Origin of the sequence: Prochlorococcus marinus CUG1435 (assembly GCA_017644375.1) — a bacterium.
GTDB lineage: Bacteria > Cyanobacteriota > Cyanobacteriia > PCC-6307 > Cyanobiaceae > Prochlorococcus_A > Prochlorococcus_A marinus_AH.
This window is the reverse complement of record JAEPLP010000001.1, coordinates 270,371-293,647: the sequence shown is the minus strand read 5'-3', so window position 1 is coordinate 293,647 and position 23,277 is coordinate 270,371. Positions and strand designations below refer to the sequence as shown.

Annotated in this window: 24 protein-coding genes and 1 tRNA gene; 13 read left to right on the top strand and 12 right to left on the bottom strand. The window is 31.8% G+C overall.

The window, feature by feature from the left end; genetic code table 11:
* The first annotated feature begins 16 nt into the window (after positions 1 to 16).
* Both JJ844_01670 and JJ844_01665 read left to right on the top strand, forming a co-directional pair.
* Positions 17 to 1,165 carry a DNA photolyase gene (locus JJ844_01670; GenBank protein MBO6974384.1) on the top strand — a complete coding sequence of 383 codons (1,149 nt, stop codon included), beginning with the start codon at positions 17 to 19 and terminating at the stop codon, positions 1,163 to 1,165.
* Positions 1,166 to 1,308: 143 nt separating this feature from the next.
* Positions 1,309 to 1,860, top strand: coding sequence for a DoxX family protein (locus JJ844_01665; protein MBO6974383.1), 552 nt, complete (start codon positions 1,309 to 1,311; stop codon positions 1,858 to 1,860).
* 239 nt (positions 1,861 to 2,099) lie between these two features.
* Here JJ844_01665 and JJ844_01660 read toward each other — a convergent pair whose 3' ends face one another.
* From JJ844_01660 to JJ844_01640, 5 genes are all read right to left on the bottom strand, one after another.
* Entirely contained in the window at positions 2,100 to 2,651 is a 552-nt protein-coding gene (locus JJ844_01660; GenBank protein MBO6974382.1) for a pyridoxamine 5'-phosphate oxidase family protein, read from the bottom strand.
* The gene (locus tag JJ844_01655; GenBank protein ID MBO6974381.1) at positions 2,644 to 3,261 is read right to left on the bottom strand and encodes a DUF1295 domain-containing protein; all 618 of its coding nucleotides are present in this window, start codon (positions 3,259 to 3,261) and stop codon (positions 2,644 to 2,646) included. The genes JJ844_01660 and JJ844_01655 overlap by 8 nt, the downstream gene beginning before the upstream one ends.
* Positions 3,262 to 3,328: 67 nt before the next feature.
* Positions 3,329 to 3,400: transfer RNA gene (locus JJ844_01650), tRNA-Val, on the bottom strand.
* Between the two features lie 50 nt (positions 3,401 to 3,450).
* Positions 3,451 to 4,242: a photosystem II S4 domain protein gene (locus JJ844_01645; protein ID MBO6974380.1), complete on the bottom strand. Its 792-nt coding sequence runs from the start codon at positions 4,240 to 4,242 to the stop codon at positions 3,451 to 3,453.
* Positions 4,243 to 4,809 carry a hypothetical protein gene (locus JJ844_01640; protein MBO6974379.1) on the bottom strand — a complete coding sequence of 189 codons (567 nt, stop codon included), beginning with the start codon at positions 4,807 to 4,809 and terminating at the stop codon, positions 4,243 to 4,245.
* A 99-nt stretch (positions 4,810 to 4,908) separates the two neighbouring features.
* On the opposite strand from JJ844_01640, the gene JJ844_01635 reads away from it, so the two are divergent.
* From JJ844_01635 to JJ844_01620, 4 genes are all read left to right on the top strand, one after another.
* The gene (locus JJ844_01635; protein ID MBO6974378.1) at positions 4,909 to 6,495 is read left to right on the top strand and encodes a phosphoglycerate dehydrogenase; all 1,587 of its coding nucleotides are present in this window, start codon (positions 4,909 to 4,911) and stop codon (positions 6,493 to 6,495) included.
* A 17-nt stretch (positions 6,496 to 6,512) separates the two neighbouring features.
* Entirely contained in the window at positions 6,513 to 7,424 is a 912-nt protein-coding gene (locus JJ844_01630) for a 50S ribosomal protein L11 methyltransferase (protein ID MBO6974377.1), read from the top strand.
* Positions 7,425 to 7,558: 134 nt separating this feature from the next.
* The gene (locus JJ844_01625; protein MBO6974376.1) at positions 7,559 to 7,858 is read left to right on the top strand and encodes a 2Fe-2S iron-sulfur cluster binding domain-containing protein; all 300 of its coding nucleotides are present in this window, start codon (positions 7,559 to 7,561) and stop codon (positions 7,856 to 7,858) included.
* A gap of 78 nt (positions 7,859 to 7,936) precedes the next feature.
* Complete coding sequence (locus JJ844_01620) at positions 7,937 to 8,296, top strand: hypothetical protein (protein ID MBO6974375.1); 360 nt, start codon at positions 7,937 to 7,939, stop codon at positions 8,294 to 8,296.
* A gap of 14 nt (positions 8,297 to 8,310) precedes the next feature.
* Here JJ844_01620 and JJ844_01615 read toward each other — a convergent pair whose 3' ends face one another.
* Both JJ844_01615 and rnz read right to left on the bottom strand, forming a co-directional pair.
* Positions 8,311 to 8,871: a pentapeptide repeat-containing protein gene (locus tag JJ844_01615; GenBank protein ID MBO6974374.1), complete on the bottom strand. Its 561-nt coding sequence runs from the start codon at positions 8,869 to 8,871 to the stop codon at positions 8,311 to 8,313.
* 74 nt (positions 8,872 to 8,945) lie between these two features.
* Entirely contained in the window at positions 8,946 to 9,884 is a 939-nt protein-coding gene (rnz, locus tag JJ844_01610; GenBank protein MBO6974373.1) for a ribonuclease Z, read from the bottom strand.
* Between the two features lie 102 nt (positions 9,885 to 9,986).
* Here rnz and JJ844_01605 point away from each other — a divergent pair, with 102 nt between their 5' ends.
* Positions 9,987 to 11,357, top strand: a complete 1,371-nt coding sequence (locus JJ844_01605; protein MBO6974372.1) for a SpoIID/LytB domain-containing protein — start codon at positions 9,987 to 9,989, stop codon at positions 11,355 to 11,357.
* Between the two features lie 3 nt (positions 11,358 to 11,360).
* Here JJ844_01605 and truB read toward each other — a convergent pair whose 3' ends face one another.
* Entirely contained in the window at positions 11,361 to 12,281 is a 921-nt protein-coding gene (gene truB, locus JJ844_01600; protein MBO6974371.1) for a tRNA pseudouridine(55) synthase TruB, read from the bottom strand.
* A 142-nt stretch (positions 12,282 to 12,423) separates the two neighbouring features.
* Between truB and JJ844_01595 the strand changes: the two genes are divergently transcribed.
* A complete protein-coding gene (locus tag JJ844_01595; GenBank protein MBO6974370.1) occupies positions 12,424 to 13,098 on the top strand; it encodes a methyltransferase domain-containing protein in 675 nt (224 codons plus the stop codon).
* On the opposite strand, the gene rpmA is transcribed toward JJ844_01595, so the two are convergent.
* Entirely contained in the window at positions 13,091 to 13,351 is a 261-nt protein-coding gene (gene rpmA, locus JJ844_01590; protein MBO6974369.1) for a 50S ribosomal protein L27, read from the bottom strand. The genes JJ844_01595 and rpmA overlap by 8 nt on opposite strands.
* Positions 13,352 to 13,360: 9 nt before the next feature.
* Entirely contained in the window at positions 13,361 to 13,786 is a 426-nt protein-coding gene (gene rplU / locus JJ844_01585; protein MBO6974368.1) for a 50S ribosomal protein L21, read from the bottom strand.
* Positions 13,787 to 13,928: 142 nt separating this feature from the next.
* Between rplU and kaiB the strand changes: the two genes are divergently transcribed.
* Both kaiB and kaiC read left to right on the top strand, forming a co-directional pair.
* The gene (kaiB, locus tag JJ844_01580) at positions 13,929 to 14,246 is read left to right on the top strand and encodes a circadian clock protein KaiB (protein MBO6974367.1); all 318 of its coding nucleotides are present in this window, start codon (positions 13,929 to 13,931) and stop codon (positions 14,244 to 14,246) included.
* 73 nt (positions 14,247 to 14,319) lie between these two features.
* The gene (gene kaiC, locus JJ844_01575) at positions 14,320 to 15,849 is read left to right on the top strand and encodes a circadian clock protein KaiC (protein ID MBO6974366.1); all 1,530 of its coding nucleotides are present in this window, start codon (positions 14,320 to 14,322) and stop codon (positions 15,847 to 15,849) included.
* Between the two features lie 13 nt (positions 15,850 to 15,862).
* Here kaiC and JJ844_01570 read toward each other — a convergent pair whose 3' ends face one another.
* Positions 15,863 to 17,911: a HAMP domain-containing protein gene (locus tag JJ844_01570; GenBank protein ID MBO6974365.1), complete on the bottom strand. Its 2,049-nt coding sequence runs from the start codon at positions 17,909 to 17,911 to the stop codon at positions 15,863 to 15,865.
* A 4-nt stretch (positions 17,912 to 17,915) separates the two neighbouring features.
* The gene (gene purD / locus JJ844_01565) at positions 17,916 to 19,247 is read right to left on the bottom strand and encodes a phosphoribosylamine--glycine ligase (GenBank protein MBO6974364.1); all 1,332 of its coding nucleotides are present in this window, start codon (positions 19,245 to 19,247) and stop codon (positions 17,916 to 17,918) included.
* Between the two features lie 135 nt (positions 19,248 to 19,382).
* Here purD and JJ844_01560 point away from each other — a divergent pair, with 135 nt between their 5' ends.
* The 3 genes from JJ844_01560 (at position 19,383) to JJ844_01550 (ending at position 23,268) form a co-directional block, all read left to right on the top strand.
* Positions 19,383 to 20,120 carry a phosphoribosylaminoimidazolesuccinocarboxamide synthase gene (locus JJ844_01560; protein MBO6974363.1) on the top strand — a complete coding sequence of 246 codons (738 nt, stop codon included), beginning with the start codon at positions 19,383 to 19,385 and terminating at the stop codon, positions 20,118 to 20,120.
* 169 nt (positions 20,121 to 20,289) lie between these two features.
* Positions 20,290 to 22,431: a BamA/TamA family outer membrane protein gene (locus JJ844_01555; protein MBO6974362.1), complete on the top strand. Its 2,142-nt coding sequence runs from the start codon at positions 20,290 to 20,292 to the stop codon at positions 22,429 to 22,431.
* Positions 22,432 to 23,268 carry a UDP-3-O-acyl-N-acetylglucosamine deacetylase gene (locus tag JJ844_01550; GenBank protein ID MBO6974361.1) on the top strand — a complete coding sequence of 279 codons (837 nt, stop codon included), beginning with the start codon at positions 22,432 to 22,434 and terminating at the stop codon, positions 23,266 to 23,268. It abuts the gene before it with no gap.
* The last annotated feature ends 9 nt before the right edge of the window (positions 23,269 to 23,277 follow it).

Genomic DNA, 23,277 nt, shown 5'->3' with positions numbered 1-23,277 from the left:
TTAGAGTTATCAGAAAATGTCATTTTTATTAAAAGCTCAAAATACCTGGGAAAATTTTGCGAAATACAAAATTAATGATTATGCAAAATTAAGAAATTTTGATTTTGGGCCAAATAACGAAAGTTCAGTTTCAAAATTATCGCCTTTCATTACGCATAGAATTTTATCGGAATATGATCTGATTCATGATATTAAAAGTAAGTACAAAATCAAAAATTCAACTAAATTTGTTGAAGAAATATTTTGGAGAGTTTACTGGAAAGGGTGGATGGAAAATAGACCTAAAGTTTGGAGAAATTTTATTTCAGAAAACAATTTTGATTTTGATTATGAGCTATATGAAAGCGCAATTAATGGCAATACAGAATTAGATTTTTTTAATTCTTGGGTCCATGAATTAAAGCAGTACAACTATTTGCATAATCATACAAGAATGTGGTTTGCGAGTACTTGGATATTTAATTTAGGCCTTCCATGGCAATTAGGAGCAAAGTTTTTCTTTAAATATCTTTTTGATGGTGATGCTGCATCTAATCTCCTTAGCTGGAGATGGGTCGGAGGATTGCAAACCAAGGGAAAACAATATCTTTTTTCATCATCAAACCTCAGAAAATTTTCAAATAATAGATTTAATGCAGAAAAAATTAGTAATCAACAAATTTTTCTTGAAGAATCTAATCAAATACCATTAGAAGATGAGATCTATAAAACTGATATGAATCCTAAATCAGATAATCTGATTATGTTTGAAAATGATTTGCACCTTGCAACCCTTAAAAATTTACTTACAAGCTATAAAAAAGTATTAATTATCCTTTTAAAAAATGAACAAAGACAAATTATATTGTCTGAAGCTGTTTTGAAATTTAAACAAGATTTGGTCTCTGAATTTGTAAAGGATTTTGATAACGTTGAACAGATTGACCCTTATTCACTGGAAAATACCTTAAAAAATACCAACGAAATAGACATTATTTATCCTGGAGTGGGAGAAAATTATGATTTCATAACTGAGTTTAAAAATTTACACCATAAAAAAATTTTTAATCTTGTGAGGGATGAAGATTTATTTGCTTGGAAATTTGCTAAAAAAGGGTTTTTCAAATTTAAAGAAAATATTCCAAAAATAAATCAGAGAATATTAGAAAATTATTCAAAAAAATAATTTTTAACTTAGTTGAATTCCTATTCAGAAAAATAACCCTTTTGGCAAGTAAGTATAAATACTTATTTAGGTGCGATTTTTGCTGTTTAATCCACGATGGATACTATGACTAGTTATTTTTACTTAAGGATAATTTTTTTATAGTGCTTTCAACAATTCTTACAAAGTCGTTTAGCAAAGATACTGCTTTATTAATTCTTAGAGTTATAACTGGAACTGTTCTTATCCATCACGGTTATGAGAAATTAGCAAATATAGAAAATTTCGCTGATGCTTTTGTCAGACCATTACACCTTCCATTTCCAATATTTTTATCATACATAGCTGCGTTCTCAGAAATAGGTGGTAGTTGGTTACTAATTATCGGCTTAGCTACAAGATTCGGAGCTTTAGCAATTGTTGGAACAATTTCTGTGGCTATATATCATGCACTTGTTACTTCAGGTTTTAATATTTTCTTACTAGAGCTTTTACTTTTATACTTCGCTTCAGCAACGTCAATTGCATTAACAGGGCCTGGTAATTTCTCATTAGATGAAGTCATTATCAGAATCCTGAAATCAGAAGATGAAGAGGAAATTATACCTTCAACAAAATCAAGAAATTCTAGGGAAGTCGAAGTTACAGAAGAAACAAGTAAAGGTGGTTTATTTCAATTTCTCCAAGCCAACATACTCTCAGATACTTCAAGCTAACTTTTTAGGATAGAGACTATTTATTAGTTCTAACCTTTTTCTATAACTGTTTTTCTTCTCAAGTTTTATCTTAATCGTTGCTTCAGAAAGACTTATAAACAGCCCTATAGCAGTCACCCAAGATAAAAAAATAAAAGGGTTTTCTGGAATTTCCGAGAAATTCATATAAATAATAGTTCTTTTTTAAAATTGACTGATCACTATATGTTTTTCAACCTAAATATACAATTTAGAAATATTTAAGGATTAATTTCAAATTTCTCCCATTTCTTAACCTTTTCCCAAAGATATCGTTTATGAACAGGCTGTTCTAATTTAAGAAGATCTACTGAATCGATTTCAAAATTTAGAACCACAAAATTTTCTGACTTAGATAGATTGAAAAATATTTCATGAGTAGATTGGACTTTTGGGTTTATTTTCTCTCCAGGTGACCCCCAAAGCCAAGAAGATTTTGATTTTTCTGATAATGAATCCCAATAATTTTTGTTATCAATTATTTCACGTATTTTTCCTTTAAATCTATATTGTGATTTGGATTTCAAAAAGAACCATAATATTTCTGCATTAGGGTTGGATTTTAAATGCCCAATTTTTTCACTTCTTCTATCTGTAAAAATTATCATTGAACTATCTTTATGCCATCCTCTGAAAACAACTGTTCTTAATCTTGGCTCATTTTTTTCGCTAACTGTTGCAAGTTGCATCCATCTATTAGAGGGTAATTTACCCTCTTTTTTTCTAGAAGATTTTAAATCTTGTCTCCAACTTGGTAAGTTGTTATCAAGCATTTAATTTAGGCAAAATAAGACCACTTTTCTTTTTGTATTCTTCGAATGAATCATATTTTGAGAGTGATTTATCTTTTTTTATCATTCTTGGGAGAAAAACTATAGAGAAAAATATTGCAAGAATTGCTAATGGAACGAAACTCATTGAGAGGATGGCGAATGATAGATAAATTAGTATTTCTCCTAGATAATTTGTATTTCTTATATTTTCGAAAAATCCCTCTTTAATTAGATCTTTTTTTAATTTAAGAGAAAAATATTTTTGGGCATCACTAGCAAAGTGCAAAAACACACCAATTATATTTATAGATACAGAAGCAGCTATTACAATATTTGGAACAGATTTCTGAGATGAGATAAGAATGTAGGGAGCTACCCAGTAACTTCCAAGGAAAATAAAACCAGTAACTGAAGTTAAAAAATTGATTTTTTCTTTAAAATAAGGATCTGGGAATATCTTTTCTTTTAAAAGCCAAAGAAATCCATAAGTACCGTGCAGAGCTAAATAAACGTAGGGAGCGATTGTAAAATTATCAAAAAAATTCATAAGACCTATCACTACAAATGCAGTGAGACCCTTGTGAAGATTAATTATTTGATTAAGTTTCATCTTTTTGAATAATCTAAAAAATGAAATTATTTTCTGTGGATCTAACCTAAGTCATCAAAAGTTTTAATGGGCGATACTGGATTCGAACCAGTGGCCACTACCGTGTCGAGGTAGTGCTCTACCACTGAGCTAATCGCCCAAATTGAAGAATTTTAAATTCCCCCTTATAAGAAAATAGCAGGTTAAGTTTCATTTTCTAAGTAATTTAACTTTCCATCTTTCTCTTTTGGTGATTTCTAAATTTAGAATTTCGATAAATCCTTTATTTTCTAATTCTAGTTTGTCGCCAATTTTGAGATTAATAGTTGGCTTATTAACTTTGCTTCCATTTAATTTGAGCATTCCATTTTCTATCCTTTCAATAATTTTGGTTCTTGATATTCTAAAACCTGCTGAAGCTATAGCGTCTAATCTTGTTGAAGCTTCTACTGTATTAACAAGTTTTTTTGATCTTCCAGAAGGTATTTGTAATTCACCTATACCAACTAAATTAATTTTTACTTTTACCTCTCTCAAATAAAAAATTTTTTCATCTATATGCTCAATATCTAGATTATCAATTATTCCTTGTGCTCCCCTATCGCCAGTAGTCCATATATCTCCTACTTTTAATTGATTTAACCCGATCTCATTTAAAAGGGATCTAAAGTCGTCTTGTGTAGCATTATCAAATAAAAAATTGCCATTAATTTTTATTCCTTGGGCTGGAAAATTACTTTTTAGCACATCCTCTTCAGGAATATTATCTCCTCTAAAGCAAGCTATTCTAGATCTTTGAGAAGAGGAGAATCCTCCATAAATAAAAAATTTGAAATCATTTAAATTCTCAAAATCTTTTAAAATCTCCTCGCAAACATAAGTTGAATAAAATCCTGTCCAATAAGTTTCCCAGTGTTTGTAAGCTAAGTTAGCAATATTTATTAATTCTTCAGTTTCTTTTTTGTAGTTTGAATTTATTAAAATTCCTCTTAAATCAATCATTTAGCCTTCTAAAAAAATTATATCTTTTGCTTCTGATTGTTTTATCAAAGCCCAAGGTAATTCAGTTCCAATTTGATTTTCAAGTAGAACGAGCCATTTACCCTCTTTATTTAAATTAATAATTGATCTCAGCTCTTTATTTCTATTGATGTTAATACTTGATGAAGAAACAATGCTTCCTAAATAACCTGATCCCATTCCTAAGAGACCTCCAATTAATGATTCCCCGATGGTATTTAAACCAAGAAAGCTGAAGGTAGATAAATTAGTCATATTAGAAAAAGCTATTCCAGCTAAAAAACCAAATGGCATTAGCCATCTACTCATATCTTTTTGTCTAATATTTCTATCAAGTTTAGGATTTAAGATTCTTATTTCTTCAAAATTTTGAGATTTGAATAAGATATTTGCTTTTGCATTTAGTAATTCTGTTTCATCTGATGATATTTTCTCACTTATTGGTGGGATCAAAATTGCTTCAGAGAGCATTACAGATTTTTCTTTGAACACTTCAAATAGTTGGATACATTTATCAATGTCTTCAAATATCACGATACTTTTAGTCAAATTTCAATCCTCAAATGTTTGTGTGTTATTCAAATTAATAAAATAAGATAAATACACTATAGATTAAGTTAAAGTAAAAGATTAAAGAACCAATCTTAAATGACAAAAGTTCTCATTACAGATCCAATTGATCAAACAGGAATCGATATTCTTTCACAAGTTGCTCAAGTTGATCAGAAAATAGGAATCTCAGACGCTGAGCTAGCTTCCATTATTCAAGATTATGATGCTTTAATGATTCGCTCTGGTACTCAAGTGACTGAAGCAATTATTAACTCTTCAAGTAAACTGAGAATTATTGGAAGAGCGGGAGTAGGAGTCGATAATGTCGATGTTAAGGCTGCTACGCAAAAAGGAGTTCTTGTCGTTAATTCTCCAGGAGGAAACACAATAGCCGCTGCTGAACATACTATAGCTATGATGTTGGCTTTATCTAGACATATTCCAATTGCTAATAGTAGTACTTTGTCAGGTAAGTGGGAGAGAAAGAAATTTGTTGGGAATGAGCTTTATAAGAAAAAATTAGGTGTAGTAGGTTTAGGGAAAATTGGTGCTCATGTAGCTAAAGTAGCTAATGCATTAGGAATGGAAGTTTACGGATATGATCCCTTTGTTTCAACTGAAAGAGCTCAACAAATACAAGTTAAACTATCTGAGCTAGAGGATTTATTCCAACAATCCGATTATGTAACTTTGCATTTGCCTCGCACACCAGAGACAGAGAATTTAGTAAACATAGACGTGCTTAAAAGTATGAAAAGTAGCGCAAAATTAATAAATTGTGCTCGAGGAGGCTTAATTGACGAAGAGGCATTAGCAGAAGCTTTAAATAAATCATTGATTGCAGGCGCTGCAATAGATGTCTTTTCTAAAGAACCTTTGGAATCTAATTCACCACTTTTGAAGGTTGAAAAGAATCTTATTCTTACCCCACACTTAGGAGCATCTACTCAGGAAGCACAAGAAAATGTAGCCGTTGATGTTGCAGAACAAATAAGAGATGTCTTGCTTGGTTTATCTGCTAGAACAGCAGTAAATATCCCAGGTTTGAGCCCTGATATTATGGATAGTCTGAAACCTCATTTGCAGTTGGCTGAAACAATGGGTCTGCTTATAAGTCAGCTTTCAGGTGGACAGATTCAAAAACTAGAGGTGAAACTGCAAGGTGAATTTGTTCAACATCCTTCCCAGCCATTAATAATAGCTAGTCTTAAAGGACTTCTAAGTAAAGCTTTGGGAGATAGGATTAATTATGTGAATGCTTCGCTAGAAGCAGATTCAAGAGGTATTTCAGTGGTCGAGAGTAAAGATGAGGCAAGACCTGAATTTGCTAGTGGGTCGCTTCAGTTAACCACTTATGGAGATAATGGCGACCATAGTGTAGCAGGAAGCATTTTTGCTGATGGGGAATTAAGAATTATTAGTATTGATCAATACCCAGTTAACGTATCGCCAAGTAGATATATGTTGGTTACTAGGCATAGAGATATGCCTGGCATTATTGGCAAGCTGGGGTCTTTATTAGGTAGCAACAATGTAAATATTGCCTCAATGCAAGTTGGGCGCAAAATAGTTAGAGGGGAAGCTGTTATGGTTCTAAGTATTGATGATCCAATACCTAATAAATTGCTTGATACCATTATTGAAGTAGAGGGAATTACCAACGCTAATCCAGTTACTCTATAAAGAGGCCGGCTCTATTAATGGCAATTAAAGATTGGTATAAAGTAACTTTTCTGATAGAAAGTGATTCAGAAGAAATTATTATTTGGAAATTGAATGAGTTGGGAATATTTAGTTTTTCATTTGAATATTTAATTAAAAATGAAAATAAAAAAGAGGTGAATATATGGCTTCCCATTAATGAATGGAGCAAGCGTTCTAGAACTAGTTTTGAAAAAATAATTTGCAAACTTCTTAACATTAATGACGCTAAGAATCAATTTTTTCAATGGAGGATAATAAAAGAGGAGGATTGGTTGACAAGCTGGAAGAAATATTGGGCCCCTGAATTAGTAGGAAATCATTTTTTAATATTGCCTTGTTGGATTGATCTAAATGAACAATTTAAAGATAAACAAATCATAAAAATTGATCCTGGAGCAGCCTTTGGTACAGGAAGTCATCCTTCGACTTATCTTTGTCTGGAAAAAATGGAAAATGTTGCATTTTTTGATAAAAAGGTCTTAGATATTGGGAGTGGTAGTGGGATTTTGAGTGTTGCCGCAAGATTTCTAGGTGCTCAAGAGGTTTGTGCAGTGGATAATGATTATTTAGCTATAAATTCAACTAACTCTAATTTTCAACTAAATTTCGGTAATTTAAGAAACTTAAATACATATTTGGGATCCTTTAATGAGGTAATTTTAAAAAATCAACTTAAACAATTTGATGTTGTTTTATGCAATATTCTTGCTGAAGTAATAAAAGAAATGATTCCAAATATTTATAAGTGCTTGAGTAAAAATGGGGAAGTCATTTTTAGTGGAATTCTGAATTCACAAAAAGATGAAATTATAAAAATATTAATCCAGAATGACTTGAAATTAACGGATGTATCAACTAGAAAAGATTGGGCATGCATTTCTGCTCAAAAAACCAGCGATCAAAACTAAGTATAAGTTTTTCTTATAGATACCCTTCAATACATTTTATTGTGTCATTTTTTACTTCAAAATCTCACATATCGACCTAATCGATGTTAAAAATGTAAGTGATAGGTATTAATTACCAACAATTTTTTATTTAAATGGCTTCTTACAAAGTTACACTCATCAGCGAAGGTGAAGGACTCAATTCAACTATCGAAGTACCTGATGACCAGTACATCCTCGATGCTGCTGAAGAACAAGGGATAGATCTTCCTTATTCCTGCAGAGCTGGAGCATGTTCAACATGTGCGGGAAAAGTTACTTCAGGTAGCGTTGATCAATCAGATCAAAGTTTCTTGGATGATGATCAACTAGAAGCAGGTTTTGTTCTTACATGTGTTGCTTATCCAACATCTGACGTAACAATTACAACTCATGCTGAGGAAGAATTGTATTAATTATAAAAAATTAACTTTTCTAAGTTGATTATTCATTATTTCTCTGCCACCCTCTATGAAGGTGGCTTTTTTTTTTGAATGAATAAATTTGAATTTTTCAAAACTGGCAGTGTTCAATCAAGTTATGGAGGTCAGTACAGTTATAGGGTAATTGGACCATGTTGCAGACTATATGACAGGGAAGAGTTACCATGGCCTTGTTCAAGGCTTGCTTGGAGAAGTAAGGAGCCTAGTTGGAGAAGAATAGGTTCTAGATTCGTTGCTGATATGGCTTCACGAAAATGTCCATCTTATTCCGTTCAGATTTTGGAGCCTGGATCAAAACCTGTTGAAACAGTTATAACTTTTTTTTCAAAGAAATTTTCTTCTGACATACAAGAATGGTGGTATAGCAAAAAACCAGGCTCAAAAGAACCTGGTAATATCTTTCCTAATTAAGTTAGCTTTAAATATTATGCTTTTGGCTTTGGAGGCATGTAACCTTTTAAGCCAGTGCATTCAAGACTATCAATTGTATTAACTCCAGTTTGTGAGTTAGTTCCACTAGCTCTTTCACATAATGATTTTCTCTGAGAAAGATCGAGATTTGCATCAGTAAAGTCTGCCCCATCAATAATTGCTCCATCAAAAACACTTTTCATTAGCTCACCATTAGTAAGATTTGCATCAGTAAAGTCAGCATTATCGAAGCGTGTTGCATATGCAATGAGGTCTGTCATATTGGCTCCTTTAAAACTAGAGTTTTTTGCTGTAGTTACACTCATATATGCGCCTTGAAGATTAGCTTCTCCTAAATCTTGATTAGATAAATCATATTTAACATATTCAGTATTATGAAGGTCAGCTCCATGAAGATCATCTTTTAGAACGTCAACTGATGAAGGATCACTAGGATAGAGTGCATTTGCAGATATTGGATTAATAAGTAACCCAATAATTAATGGAAGAAAAATAAATAGTCTTTTACAAGACTTATGTAGTGATGAAAAAATAGAGACCATTTCGATCGACATCAAATATAAAAACCTAAGACTATTATTTCATGGGTTGGTCATTTACAACGCTCCTGCTAACGAACTGTTGCAGTTTATTTAATTTCTGCAGTTAGAAAATCTTTGGCGAGGTGAGTATTTGGGAAAACTTTTTGAGCTTCTTGAAGTAAATCCTTTGGTGTTATTGCATTTTTATTAGTATATCTTGGACTTAGATGAGTAATTATCAATTTTTTTGAATTCGATAATAATGCTGTTTTTGCAGCCATGATTGTTGTGGAATGTAATTTTTCGTAGGCCATACTTTCATCCTCCTCTGAAAAAGTTGATTCATGTACGAGTAAATCGGCATTGTTTGATAATGATACCGCTGACTCGCTGAAGACAGTATCAGTACAATAAACAAAACTTTCACCTTTCCTTGGAGGTCCGCAGAACTCTTTCCCATCAAATGATCTTCCATCAGGTAATGTAACTTTCTTACCTTGTTGCAGTTCTGAATAGATTGGCCCAGGCTCTATTTTCATAGATTCTGCCTTTTTGATATCAAAAATACCGGGCTTGTCTTTTTCGCTTACTCGATAACCATATGCAGGTATTTTATGTTTAAGGCAAGCGCAGTTTACTTTTATTTTCTCGTTTTCAAATAATAATTTATTTTGCGATGCATAATTTTCGACTTGCACGAAATGCAATGGAAACGATAATTTGCAAGAACTACTACTAAGTGCAGAATTTATAAACCCTCGCAGCTCTGACGGACCGTAAATATCAATACCATTACTATTCCCTGATAAACCTAGAGTAGCTAAAAGACCAGGTAAGCCATAAATGTGGTCTCCATGCATATGGGTAATAAATATCTTCTTGATTTGTGAGGATTTAATATTACTCTTCATAATTTGGTGCTGCGTTCCCTCTCCACAGTCAAAAAGCCAAACTTCTGAAGATTGTGATAATTTAAGAGCTAATGAAGAGACATTTCTTGTTAAGGTCGGTACTCCAGAACTTGTTCCTAGGAAGGTGATGTTCACTTATTATGATATTGTTGTTTTTTTATATGAATTCAATCTAGACTTTTAGTGAGACTAAGGCAATTTCAAAATTTGTTTTTCAAACAAAGTGATAAAAAAACTATAAAAATTACTCATAAAATTTGTTTAATAAGCATAATAATCTTTTACTTTCCCCAGACCCAAACAGTTTTAGCTTCAACAGAACCAATCATAAGTGTACTTATTTTAAAAGACAAAAAGATTAGAATTAGGTCAGACAAATCAATTCCATTAATAATCAAAGGAAAAAGATTCGCAAACAAAAAAATTAAAGGCCTAACTTTAAAAAAACAAAATAATAAAACTTCTTTATTTTTTGATAAGCATAAACAGAAAATCTATAACTTGAAAAATGAAGAAAAATTTGTCGTGAGGTCTTCAGATAGTAGAGGTATTTGGGTTGGTCAGAAAAGATACGCAGGTAAATTAAAGATTTTTATACGTGATAATGACATATTGGTGGTAAATGTTCTTGGGCTTGAGAAGTATCTTAGTAGTGTGGTTGGTTCAGAAATGCCTGCAAAATGGCCTTTGGAAGCATTAAAAGCTCAAGCTATTGCATCAAGAACTTATGCCTTAAAGCAAAAAGGAAATCCCTTATACGATATTGATTCAACAAATAAGAACCAGGTTTATATTGGACTAGAGGCTCGGACATATAAAACTAAAAGAGCAGTAAACAGTACAAGATCATTAGTATTGACGTATAAAAATAAGTTAATTAATTCTTTATTTCATAGTAGTTCTGCTGGCATGACAGAAAATAGCCAAGATGTATGGAAAAATGAATATCCATATTTATCTAGCGTGAAAGACTTTGATAAAAATAATCCAGAACTTCGATGGGATAAAAAGTTCTCAAAATCTCAATTGCAAAAACTATTTCCAAGGATTGGAGGAATCAAACAAATCGAAATTCTAAATGTGACAAGTACTGGTCGAGTAAAAAATGTAAGAATCAAGGGTGAATTTGGCACTGATCAAATTTCAGGGGTTGATATTCGAAAAAGAATGAACCTTAAAAGTACTTTAGTAAGATTTAAGTTTATTGAAGAGAATAAGAGTAAATCTAGTATTGAGAGCCCTAAATTATTATCAACAAATTTATTAAAAAATGAACCTCTTTCCCATATTGTTCGAGTTGGAGATACATTGATCCTTATTGCTGATCAATATGACGTAAGTGTTGAGTCAATAGTTAATTTAAATAACATTAAAAATTCATCATTAATAAATATAGGCCAAAGTTTATTAATTCCAAGGAATTCCTTTAATTCATCATCTTCTTCAGAAAAGATTTTAGTAGTTTCAGGATATGGATCTGGTCATGGAGTGGGGATGAGTCAATGGGGGGCGAAATATATGGCGAATAAGGGGAAAAAAGCAAAATCCATCTTAAAGCATTTTTATAGGGGAGTTGAAATTAAACCTTTCAAAAAATATTTTTTATAAAAATTATTTTGCATTAAGGACCAATTTTGGATTTATATTGACTTGTTCTATATTTAAAAAGCCTATTCCAAGTAGATTTTTTCTTTTATCTATAACCTTTATGGGTTCTTTATAATCAAAAGTTTTACTTTTATTTAAGAAATTAATATCAACTTTAATTGATCTTCCAGTTTGCCAAAAATCAACTTCTTGTTTAGTTAATTCTAATGTTGAAATGTGATTAAGAGCAGAAATTGTGGGAATAATAAAATTAACTCGGTTTTTTATACTTTTTTCTTTTTCTATATCAGATATTTTTATAGAGTTTTGTTCATTAAAGCCACAAGCTGAAATTCTTTTTAGTTGTAGGAGGCAGCCCTCAGAATTAAGAGCTTTGCCTAAATCTCTTGCTATTGATCTTATATATGTACCTGCGGAACATTTGATTTTTATTTCAATGATTCCATTTATTTGGTCCCATTTAATAAGAAGAAGTTCGTCAATTTTTATTTCTCGTGGCGCTAATTCAAAATTTTCGTTATTAAAAGATTTTTTATAAGCTCTCTCACCATTTACATGTACACTTGAAACTTTTGGCGGAATTTGTTTAATGATCCCTCTAAATTTATTTAAATATTGATCCAACTGCTCATTACTAATGTTAGGCCATGCTTTTTGCTTAATTATTTCTCCGTGGATATCATCTGTGTTAGTACTTATACCTAATTTAATTTTTCCAATGTAAGTTTTTCCTTGAGGAAGATATTGAATAAATCTTGTTGCACTGCCTATTGCAATTGGCAATGTTCCTGTAACTTCTGGATCAAGAGTACCTGTGTGTCCAACTTTTTTAGTTTTTAGTAACTTCCTTATTTCTTTAACACAATCATGCGAGGTACAGCCTTTAACTTTATTAATTATTAAGAACCCATCTTTAGTTTCCATTTGTAATATTAAGAATTCTTTGAGAAAGATTTATTACCATCCTATTATTTTTGTATTGGAAATTTAAAGTACAAAATTGAAAAATAACAGTTTTATTTTAAAGGAGTTTTTAGATAATGCTTTTAATTTGAAATCACATTTAATCGAATTCCTATCTATTAAAGAATGCGATTTAGATGGATTCCTTGCAGATGCAAAGATGAATTTGGCAAATTTACATCCTGGAGATGCTCTAAGTGATGTTTCAGATTTTTATACTGAGATTGTTGGAGAGAGGCATATAGCTGATTTAGCTGCTTGGCATATTACAAGCAAGGATTACATCGCTGACACATTGAAACTTCAGCAGAGATTTTCTAGGGATTTAGTTTTAGATTTTGGAGGAGGAATTGGAACGCATGCCTTAGCTAATGCTATGTCTTCAGAAGTAGTGCATGTTTTCTTTGTTGATATTAATGAAACGAATAGAAACTTTGTTCAATTCAGGGCTAAGGAATTAGGAGTCGAAAAAAAATTTACTTTTTGTAAAACAATCAAAGATACACAAATATCTAAATTTGATACGATAATTTGTCTCGATGTTTTGGAGCATCTTCCCGATCCAGCTTCTCAAATTGAAATTTTTAATGAGATTATGGATACTAATTCTGTTGCTCTATTTAATTGGTATTTTTATAAAGGAGAAAAAAATGAATATCCATTTCATATTGAAGATGTTCAAGTTGTTGAAAAGTTTTTTAAGACACTTCAATCAAATTTTATAGAAGTTTTTCATCCTATTCTTATAACTACTAGAGCTTATAAGAAATTTAAATAACAACGTTAACTCTTTTTCTATTTCTTAAATTTCTTTTAATGCTTTCAAAACTTACGATTCCTTCTTTGAGAGCAAATAGCGTGTCATCTTTGCCTTTGCCAACATTGACTCCAGGTAAAAAGGATGTGCCTCTTTGGCGAATTAGAATTGAACCTGCAGATACTTTTTCTCCACCATAAGCTTTTACTCCTAGTCTTTTGGAATTTGAATCGCGTCCGTTTCTTGTGGAGCCAGTACCTTTTTTATGTGCCATTAGAAATGTTTAATTTGTTGGTTTTTCAGTTTTTGTTTTAGCTTCCTTTTTAGAGGATGACTTAGAAGAACTCTTACCTAATGATATTGATTTTACCATAACTCTTGTAAGTTCTTGTCTATGGCCCATCTTTTTTCTTGTTTTTTTCTTGGGGCGCATCTTATACACAAGAATTTTCTTATCTCTCCTATGTGAAACAACTTCTAATTCGATTTTTGCATCTTTTATGTAAGGTTTACCAATAGTTATTGAGTCTTTTTCTTTTAAAAGTAAAACTTTTTCAAGCGTGATTTTATCTTTTTCTTTAGCATTTATTCTGTCAATATCATAATATCTGTTAACTTCAAACCAAAATTGTTGACCTGAAGTTTCTGCTATTGCGTACAATTCATTACTTTTTGATGAATTGCTTGAGGAAATTTTAGATTTAGTCATAAATTGGAGACACTTTAAGGCTCAAATTAATAATTTGATTAAGCCTTATGAGCGATCATATTGTTTGTCTATTTTCTTATTTTGTAGTGTAATAAGTCAAGGGTTGTTTCAATCTTTTATATCAATTAGGGGAACCAAAAAAATGGCAGCAAGGAAAACATATATTTTAAAACTCTATGTTGCTGGAAATACTCCTAATTCAATGAGAGCCTTAAATACCTTAAAAGCAATATTAGAAAATGAATTTAAAGGAGTTTATGCTTTAAAAGTTATTGATGTACTTAAGCAACCACAACTTGCAGAGGAAGATAAGATTTTGGCTACCCCAACTTTAGCTAAAATATTACCCCCACCTGTTAGAAAAATAATTGGGGACCTTTCAGATAGGGAGAAAGTTTTAATTGGCTTGGATCTTCTTTTTGATGAATTAACCGAAAGTGAATATAGTGGGAGTAAGTAAAATATAAAAACCTTTATAAAATATATATAAATTCTAAATTTATTCGTCATTTAAGTTTTCAGTAGTACTAACCATGAAAGATAAGAAATTAGGTAAGTCAAATAAAATGCAAGTGCAAAAACTGCCTACAGGGATAGAAGGTTTCGATGATGTTTGTAGAGGAGGTCTCCCTGTATCAAGAAGTACACTCGTTAGTGGTACATCTGGAACTGGTAAAACTGTTTTTTCTCTTCAATACTTACACCATGGAATCTGCAATTTTGATGAACCTGGGATCTTTGTCACATTTGAGGAATCACCATTAGATATCATTAGAAATGCTGCAAGTTTTGGTTGGGATTTACAAGAATTAATTGATCAAAATAAGTTATTTATATTAGATGCTTCTCCTGACCCTGATGGACAGGATGTTGCTGGTAACTTTGACTTATCTGGTCTTATTGAGAGAATTAGTTATGCAATAAGAAAATATAAAGCTAAAAGAGTTGCAATAGATTCAATAACTGCAGTCTTTCAGCAGTATGACGCTATTTATGTTGTTAGAAGAGAAATTTTTAGATTAATAGCAAGACTTAAAGAAATAGGAGTAACAACAGTTATGACTACAGAAAGGGTTGATGATTATGGACCAATTGCTAGATATGGAGTAGAAGAATTTGTATCGGATAATGTTGTTTTATTAAGAAATGTTCTAGAGTCAGAGAAGAGAAGAAGAACTCTCGAAGTTTTGAAGTTGAGAGGCACTATACATATGAAAGGTGAATATCCATTTACTATGGGAATTGATGGTATAAGTGTGTTTGCCCTTGGAGCAATGAGATTAACGCAGCGATCCTCAAATATAAGGATTAGTTCTGGAGTTAAAGATCTTGATGATATGTGTGGCGGTGGATATTTTCAGGATTCCATCATCCTTGCTACAGGAGCTACTGGTACAGGTAAGACAATGCTTGTGTCAAAATTTGTAGAAGATGCTTATAACAATAATGAAAGAGCAATACTTTTTGCATATGAGGAATCTAGGGCTCAATTGCTTAGGAATGCTACTAGTTGGGGAATAGACTTTGAAAAAATGGAAAGTGATGGGTTATTAAAAATTATTTGTGCTTATCCTGAATCAACTGGTTTAGAAGATCACTTGCAAATCATAAAAACGCAAATTAATCAATTCAAACCAAAAAGAATGGCTATAGATTCACTCTCTGCATTAGCCAGAGGTGTAAGTTTGAATGCTTTTAGACAGTTTGTGATTGCAGTTACTGGGTATACAAAACAAGAGGAAATAGCAGGCTTCTTTACTAATACTGCGGAAGAATTCATGGGAAGCCATTCTATAACTGATTCTCACATATCAACAATTACGGATACTATATTACTACTTCAATATGTAGAAATTAGAGGTGAGATGGCTAGAGCTTTAAATGTATTTAAAATGAGGGGATCATGGCATGATAAACGAATAAGAGAATTTATTATTACAAATAAAGGGCCAGAAATAAAAGATTCTTTTTCTAATTTTGAACAAATATTTAGTGGTGCCCCTCATAGGGTTGTTCCTGATCAAAATGTTCAAAATGTCTTTAGAGGTCTAGAAAATAAATAGATATTCAGCCAATTTAAGAGTCTGAAAAATCATCTGAATTATTTATAGATTTTGTCAATAATTCATCTTTATCAGATTGTGCTAAAGCTAAATCAAACCAGAAGGTAGTTCCAACCCCTAATTCACTAGCCATACGAATTTCTCCACCATGTTTTTCAATTATTCCTCTAACTATAGATAAACCTAAGCCTGTTCCTTGCTCGGTATGAACAGCATTCTCTACTCTATAAAAACGATCAAAAATCTTCTCTTGATCAGGTTGAGATATTCCTGAACCCGTATCAGCAATCTCAATTCTTACTTTTGGTAATGGTGAAACTAACTCACATTGAGGGGCTGTATCATAGTTATTACTTGGAGGAAAAGCTGGGCAGGAATCAGGCCAAGTGTAAGCTCTTATAATCAGGGAGCTGTTTTTGGGACTAAATTTTAATCCATTACCAAGCAAATTATCGAAAACTTGTAAAAGTAAATCAAAATTACCAAGAATAGAAGGAATAGTTTCTTCTATATCATGAGCTAATGAAACATTTTTTTCTGTGGCGTTAAGTCTATAATTTCTTAAAGTCTGCTCTATAGCTGGTTTTATATCCATATGCTCTAGTTGAATTATTTTCCCAGACTCCAACCTTGATAAATCTAATACATCATTTACGAGTCTTGTTAATCTATCAGTTTCTGAATTCGCAATACCCAAAAATTCTATTTGTTCTTCATCAGAAAGCTGATCTTTTAAATCATGTAAAGTCTCTACATAACTTTTAATATTAAAAAGTGGTGTCCTCAGTTCATGCGAAACATTACTAATGAATCTGTTCTGTGCTGCGTTAAGTTCTACTTCTCTTGTTAAATCTTGAATTGTTACAGCAATCCCTTTTAATTCGACTTTGTTTGTATCTAAAACGGATTGTAAAACAATCCTTAAAGTTCTAGCTGGTTCCCCTAAGCTAAATCTTAAATCGTCCTTTTCCTTACCTCTATTTAGTATGGATTCTATATTTGTATGTAAGTCGTTAGATAAAATTTCGGGAATTTCATTTAAAAAATATTTACCTTCTAAAAATCTTCCTTCCCAACGGAATAATCTTTTTGCAGTTGGATTAGCGAGTACAATCTTGCCTTGTGCGTCTAATAATAATGCCCCATCAGCCATAGTCGCTATTAGTGATTGTTGCTTTATTTGAGCAGCTTTCAGTTCTTCAATATTTGCCTCGTCATAATTTTCTAACTGCGTAGCCATTCGATTAAATCCATTTAAAAGTTCCCCAAGATCTCCTGTCATGGGAAGTGAAATTCTGGATTTGAAGTTTCCTTTTGAAATTTCTCTGACACCTCTTACTAACTCCCTTACAGGTCTAGTAATTGTTAGAGCATTGAATACAGCTCCAAGTATTACCAAAACCCAAATAGAAATAAATACTGCTACGGTTACCTCCCTTGTAAGGGCAGCACTTGCCAGGGCTTTTTTATTAGGTGTAACTCCTAAAGCTAAAGTTCCAAGATATTTGCCTTTCCACAACATTGGAACAAATACATCCGTTACTTGCCCTTGGGGTGTGGCATGCTGTCTAACTAGAGGGAATTGTGGTCTTTTCTTTAATTCTGATGGTAGTTTTAATTTTCTGGTGAGCTGGAACTGACTATCTGAACTTGTTGGTGTTGCACTTATCGGTATGCCAAGTTGAACAATATCTTCAGAATCAGTAAAAAATATATAACGTAAGTTTCGACTTGATCTCCAAAACTTTTCAGCTACATTTGAAATTTCTTTTTTCTGATTATTAGCAACTAATTCTGTTACATTGCCCGATAACAATAATCCAAGATCTCGAGCATATCGTGTATCATTCATTCCTGCATCTCTTTGGATGCTATTTAATGCAAAAAATGTTATCCCGGTCATTAGAAGACTAACAACCAGGGTCGCTATTGCTAATAATTTTGTTCTTAAACTAAACCCACTCCACCAAGCAAGAATTCTATTAATCCAATAGTTATTATTAATATCAACATTTTCATGAATATTAGATTCTCCTATCTTAGATTTATTAATATGGTCCATAAGCTTAATTCTCCTCTGAAAAATTTCTTCTAACTTGATGACCTATATCTTTCCTATAGTAAATTCCATCGAAATTTATTTCTTTTAAAGTTTTGTATGCTTTTTCAAAAACCAAATCAAAATTTTTATCTTGACAGACAATACTTAAGACTCTCCCCCCATCAGTAAGTAGTTCTCCATTATCACTGAAACGTGTACCAGAGTCGAAAATCTGGCAATCAGTTGAGTCAATCTTCCCAATTTTTATTGGAAAACCAGTTTTATATTCATGAGGATAGCCTTTTGAAGTAGCTATTACACAACCACTTACTTTGTTAGTTAATACTATTTCTTCATTTCCGGTCAAATTTCCCATTGCACAATTTTGTAAAAGATTTACGAAATTACTATCTAATAAAGGCATAATTGTTTGACATTCTGGATCACCAAACCTGCAATTATATTCTATGACTTTGGGACCTGAATTTGTGATCATCAGTCCAAAATAAATAACTCCTCGATAATCTATTTTTTTTCTTCTTAATGCATCGATTGTGGGCTGTATAATTTCGTTAATAATTCTTGTAAGTAGATTTTGAGTTGCTAGTGGAGCAGGAGAGTAAGCACCCATACCACCAGTATTTGGCCCTTCATCTTTTTCATTCAAACGTTTATGATCTTGTGCCGTTGGCAGTAGGACATATTTTTCTCCATCGCAAAGCACAAAAATTGATATTTCTGGCCCTTGAATTTTCTCTTCTAAAACTACTATTTCTCCTGATTTGCCAAACTTACCATTAAAGATTGTTTGTGTGGCTTGTAGACATTCATTTTTTGATTCAGGTATAAAAACCCCCTTACCTGAGGCTAATCCATCAGCTTTCACTACCAATGATTCTTTAGAGTTATCTATGACCTTTTTTGCCTCTTGAAAAGATCTGACTTTCCAAAATTTTGCAGTTGGAATATTTGCATTTTTCATGAATTCCTTCGCCCATGATTTACTGTATTCCAATCTTGCGCCATCTTGATTTGGACCAAATACATCGAAATTATTTTTACGAAGATAATCACCTAAGCCTTCGGCCAATGGAATCTCTGGACCAATTACAACCAAATCTATATCTAGCGATTTAAGTTTATTTATTAAGTCTTTTTTGTAAGTTATATCTAAATCTATCTTTATACATTTTTTTATTTTCTCTGACCCAGCATTACCTGGGGAAAGATATATTTTTTTTATTAACTTGTTTTTTTGGATTGCCCAACCTAATGAATTCTCTCTACCTCCATTACCAATTATTAATATATTTTCAAGCTTCTTATTGACTTTAGGAGTTGTTGAATTGAAAATCATAATTTATTTTTTCTTAAAAAACTTAATTTTTAAAAGTTAACCAGTTAAGTTGGGTTGACAACATGCATACAATTAAGATAATTCAATTCGCTATTCATAATCTAATTATATCAATTTAATTATTAAGAGTTTCTTATGAATAATCAACTCAATTTAATTTATGAAGGAAAAGCAAAAAAAATATTTTCTCATGAAGATTCTGAAAAAGTGATTATTGAATTTAAGGACGATGCAACTGCTTTTAATGCATTAAAGAAAGCTAAGTTTAAAGGTAAAGGAGAACTAAACTGTCTTATTACAACAAAAATATTCCAATTTCTTTCTAAGAATGGAATTCCAACTCATTTTATAGGTTTACGTAATAATAATTCAATAATTGCTCAGAAAATAAAAATTTTTCCACTTGAAATTGTTCTTAGAAATAAGGCTTATGGCTCTATTTGCAAACAAACTACAATAGAACCAGGCACACAATTCAAAAAACCATTAATTGATATCTATTTTAAAAACGATGAATTAAATGATCCTCTCTTAACGAAGAATAGAATTAGGTTATTAAACATTATTAGCAGTGAAGATTTAGAAATTATTGAAAAATCTACGTTATCTGTAAACAAAATTTTAAAAGAATTTTTTTTAAATATTAATCTTGAACTTGTAGATTTTAAGTTAGAATTTGGTAAGAACTCCAATGGTGATATTGTTTTGGCTGACGAATTTAGTCCTGATAATTGTAGATTATGGGATCTTAATCCAGTAGATGTTAAAATGAGAAGTCTTGATAAAGATCGATTCAGAAATGATTTAGGAGGTTTGATTGAGGCTTATGATGAAATCAATAATAGGATAGATAAATTTTTCATCTCTCAATAAATCTCTAAAGAAATTTTTGATTAAAAATACTATGAAAAGTCAGACTATAGATCTAAAGAATTTATGTTCAGGTATAGGTTTTTTTACACTTTTTTTACTTTTTAGTGGTTCTCAATTAAAGGCAGAATCATTAATGCACTTTGATAAGACTTATAATGTTACCAAGAAAATGAAAGGTTTGAGTTATCGAAACTTTTCTAGAGACAGAGAAATTGAAACAACAAAAGACTTTAAAAAAACTAATAGAAAATTGATAACAAAATTTAAAAAGGAGAAGTCTACAGAAAATATAGAAATTGAAAATATTAAAATCATTAATCAAAATTCAGATTTACCTTCAATATCATTACCTCAACCTTTTGAAGGTTTTAAAAATAATTTTGTAGCTAGCAAACAACAAGAAAAAAAGATTGATGTTTATATATCAGAAATTATCATAGAAGGATGGGAAAATCATCCTGAGGGTAGAAAGTTAGAACTTGCTGCTTATGATGCAATGCGTACTAAGCCAGGAAGTATTATTAACAATCAAACTCTAAAGAAAGACCTAAATGCAATATACGCTAGTGGTTGGTTTTCCGGAGTTAAAATAGAATCCCAAGATGGCCCATCAGGAGTGAGGTTAATTGTAAAAGTAGTGCCAAATCCAATTTTGAGGAAGGTTGAACTAAACCCAAAAAATTCTTTAATTTCTGATGCATATGTAAATGAAATTTTTAATAATTTTTATGGCACAACTCTTAATCTTAATGGATTACAAAATAAGATTGAAATAATAAAAAAGCGTTATGAAAGTGAAGGATATTCTTTAGCTAGAATTAGTGGCCCAGATAGAATTTCTGAAGATGGCTTAATAATTTTAAATGTTTCTGAGGGAATAGTATCTGATATTCAATATAGATTTCCTGGCTCCGATGGAGAATTAAAAGTTGATGGAAAAGAAAGAAAAGGGAAAACAAAAAAATGGGTTATCGATAGAGAACTAAAAACACAAAAAGGGAAAGTATTTAATAGAAAAATTTTGGAAGAAGATATTAAAAGACTTTATGCCACATCACTGTTCGATGATGTAAAGGTATCTCTTGGCTCTGATAAATTAAATCCTGGTCAAGTCATAATTTATTTAGATTTAAGTGAGCAAAGAACAGGATCCTTAACAGGTGGCCTCGGTTACAGTAATAGTGCAGGTATATTTGCGTCTATTGGTCTACAAGAGACAAATGCGTTAGGTAGGGCATGGTCAACTAATTTAAATCTTAATTTTGGGGAGTATTCGACAACATATAATTTTTCTCTAACTGATCCATGGATAAAAGGGGATAAAAATAAAACTGCTTTTAGAACAAATGTTTTTTTAAGTAGAGACTATCCACAAGAATTTAAAAGCGAAGAGAATGGAAAAATATATGCTGTAGATGATACAAACACTTCTACATCGGATACTTTCTCATCAATAGTTTTAGAAAAAACTGGGGGTGGATTTTCTTTCTCAAGGCCTCTTAATGGAGGAGATCCATTTAAATCTTCTAAATGGAGAGTTCTTGCAGGAATGAATTTTAAGAAAGTAAAGATGATTGATAGTAGTGGTAACGAAAAACCTTACGGTGATATGACACCAACGACAGGCAATATAAACGATATTATCTGTATTGGATTTACTGAAAATGACGGATCATGTCCTGCAGAAAACACATTGGTAAGTTTTATTGCTAGTACATCAAAAAATAGTTTGAATAGTTCAGTAAATCCAACTTCTGGAAATAAATTAACATTTGGTACTGAACAATTTGTTTCAGTGGGTAATAACTCACCAACTTTCAATAGAATGAGAGCCTCATATTCATATTTTGTGCCCACAAGATTGATTAATTTAACCAAAGAATGCAGATCTAGTGATGCAAATAGTGAAGATTGCCCACAAGCTGTTGGTTTTCAATTTAAAGCTGGAACCATGTTTGGAGAATTGCCTCCCTATGAAGCCTTTTGCATGGGAGGAACATCATCTGTTAGAGGTTGGGGATCTTGTGATTTGGCTGTAAGTAAAAGTTTTGTTGAGGGCACAGTAGAATATAGATTTCCTATTTGGAGAATCATATCAGGAGCTTTCTTTGTTGATGCTGGTAGTGATTTGGGTTCTCAAAAGGCTATTAAAGGAAAACCTGGAAAATTATTGCAGAAATCAGGTTCTGGGTATTCGATTGGAGGGGGAGTTGGAGTGAAAACCCCAATTGGTCCATTAAGATTAGATGTTGCTAGTAAGGACTTAAGTGGAGATTGGAGATATACACTTGGGGTTGGATGGAAGTTTTAAGTGTTTTCTTGGCCTTCTAATTATGATTCTTGCTACACCTTAGCTGGTGTTATTTCCAGAGAAGGAATAGGGCTTCATAGTGGAGAAAAAACAAGAGTTACAATTTCTCCTTATGAAAAAGAAGGATATTATGTTTCTTTCAGAGATAAGCCGGACGAAATTTTTCAGCTTACTCAAGATTTAATTGGAAGTACTATGCTTTGTACGGCCGTTAAATTAGGAGGGCGAAATTTATATACAATTGAACATTTATTATCTTCGATGGCTGGATGCGGGTTGAGTTATATACATATTATTGTTGAGGGTAAAGAGATTCCGCTACTTGATGGATCAGCAATTCAGTGGGTCAGGGATTTTGAAGAAGTAGGAATAAAAAAAGCACCTAAACCAGAGAATTTTTTTCGCGAGATTAATAAATCAATAATATTTAACAAAGAAGACTCAGTTATAGCTGCAACTCCTTCTGAAAAAACTACAATTGTATCCACTATAAGTTTTTCCTATAAAGCAATAGGAAATCAAACCTTTGTGATTGACTTAAGTCCTAAAAGTTTCGTTGAAATGATTGCTCCAGCAAGAACATTTGGTTTTAAGGATCAATTTCAAGAACTAAGTGAACTTGGATTAATAAAAGGAGGAAGCTTAGAGAATGCCTTGGTTTGTGATGGTGATAAATGGGTTAATCCACCATTAAGATTTGATAATGAACCAATAAGACATAAAATTTTAGACCTAATTGGGGACTTGGCTTTGGTAGGGTTACCTAAGGCTCAAATTTTAGTTTATAAAGGATCACATTCTTTAAATGCTTTATTGGCCTCATCTTTAAAATATTAAATTTATTTT

Excerpts from the sequence above, each read along its gene's own strand:
- rplU (MBO6974368.1), bottom strand. The coding sequence starts at position 13,786 with ATGACTAAATCTAAAATTTCCTCAAGCAATTCATCAAAAAGTAATGAA.
- truB (MBO6974371.1), bottom strand. The coding sequence starts at position 12,281 with ATGGAAACTAAAGATGGGTTCTTAATAATTAATAAAGTTAAAGGCTGT.
- JJ844_01620 (MBO6974375.1), top strand. The coding sequence starts at position 7,937 with ATGAATAAATTTGAATTTTTCAAAACTGGCAGTGTTCAATCAAGTTAT.
- purD (MBO6974364.1), bottom strand. The coding sequence starts at position 19,247 with ATGATTTTCAATTCAACAACTCCTAAAGTCAATAAGAAGCTTGAAAAT.
- JJ844_01645 (MBO6974380.1), bottom strand. The coding sequence starts at position 4,242 with ATGATTGATTTAAGAGGAATTTTAATAAATTCAAACTACAAAAAAGAA.
- JJ844_01560 (MBO6974363.1), top strand. The coding sequence starts at position 19,383 with ATGAATAATCAACTCAATTTAATTTATGAAGGAAAAGCAAAAAAAATA.
- JJ844_01660 (MBO6974382.1), bottom strand. The coding sequence starts at position 2,651 with ATGCTTGATAACAACTTACCAAGTTGGAGACAAGATTTAAAATCTTCT.
- JJ844_01615 (MBO6974374.1), bottom strand. The coding sequence starts at position 8,871 with ATGTCGATCGAAATGGTCTCTATTTTTTCATCACTACATAAGTCTTGT.
- JJ844_01670 (MBO6974384.1), top strand. The coding sequence starts at position 17 with ATGTCATTTTTATTAAAAGCTCAAAATACCTGGGAAAATTTTGCGAAA.
- rpmA (MBO6974369.1), bottom strand. The coding sequence starts at position 13,351 with ATGGCACATAAAAAAGGTACTGGCTCCACAAGAAACGGACGCGATTCA.
- JJ844_01655 (MBO6974381.1), bottom strand. The coding sequence starts at position 3,261 with ATGAAACTTAATCAAATAATTAATCTTCACAAGGGTCTCACTGCATTT.
- JJ844_01625 (MBO6974376.1), top strand. The coding sequence starts at position 7,559 with ATGGCTTCTTACAAAGTTACACTCATCAGCGAAGGTGAAGGACTCAAT.
- JJ844_01555 (MBO6974362.1), top strand. The coding sequence starts at position 20,290 with ATGAAAGGTTTGAGTTATCGAAACTTTTCTAGAGACAGAGAAATTGAA.
- kaiB (MBO6974367.1), top strand. The coding sequence starts at position 13,929 with ATGGCAGCAAGGAAAACATATATTTTAAAACTCTATGTTGCTGGAAAT.
- JJ844_01630 (MBO6974377.1), top strand. The coding sequence starts at position 6,513 with ATGGCAATTAAAGATTGGTATAAAGTAACTTTTCTGATAGAAAGTGAT.
- kaiC (MBO6974366.1), top strand. The coding sequence starts at position 14,320 with ATGAAAGATAAGAAATTAGGTAAGTCAAATAAAATGCAAGTGCAAAAA.
- JJ844_01570 (MBO6974365.1), bottom strand. The coding sequence starts at position 17,911 with ATGGACCATATTAATAAATCTAAGATAGGAGAATCTAATATTCATGAA.
- JJ844_01635 (MBO6974378.1), top strand. The coding sequence starts at position 4,909 with ATGACAAAAGTTCTCATTACAGATCCAATTGATCAAACAGGAATCGAT.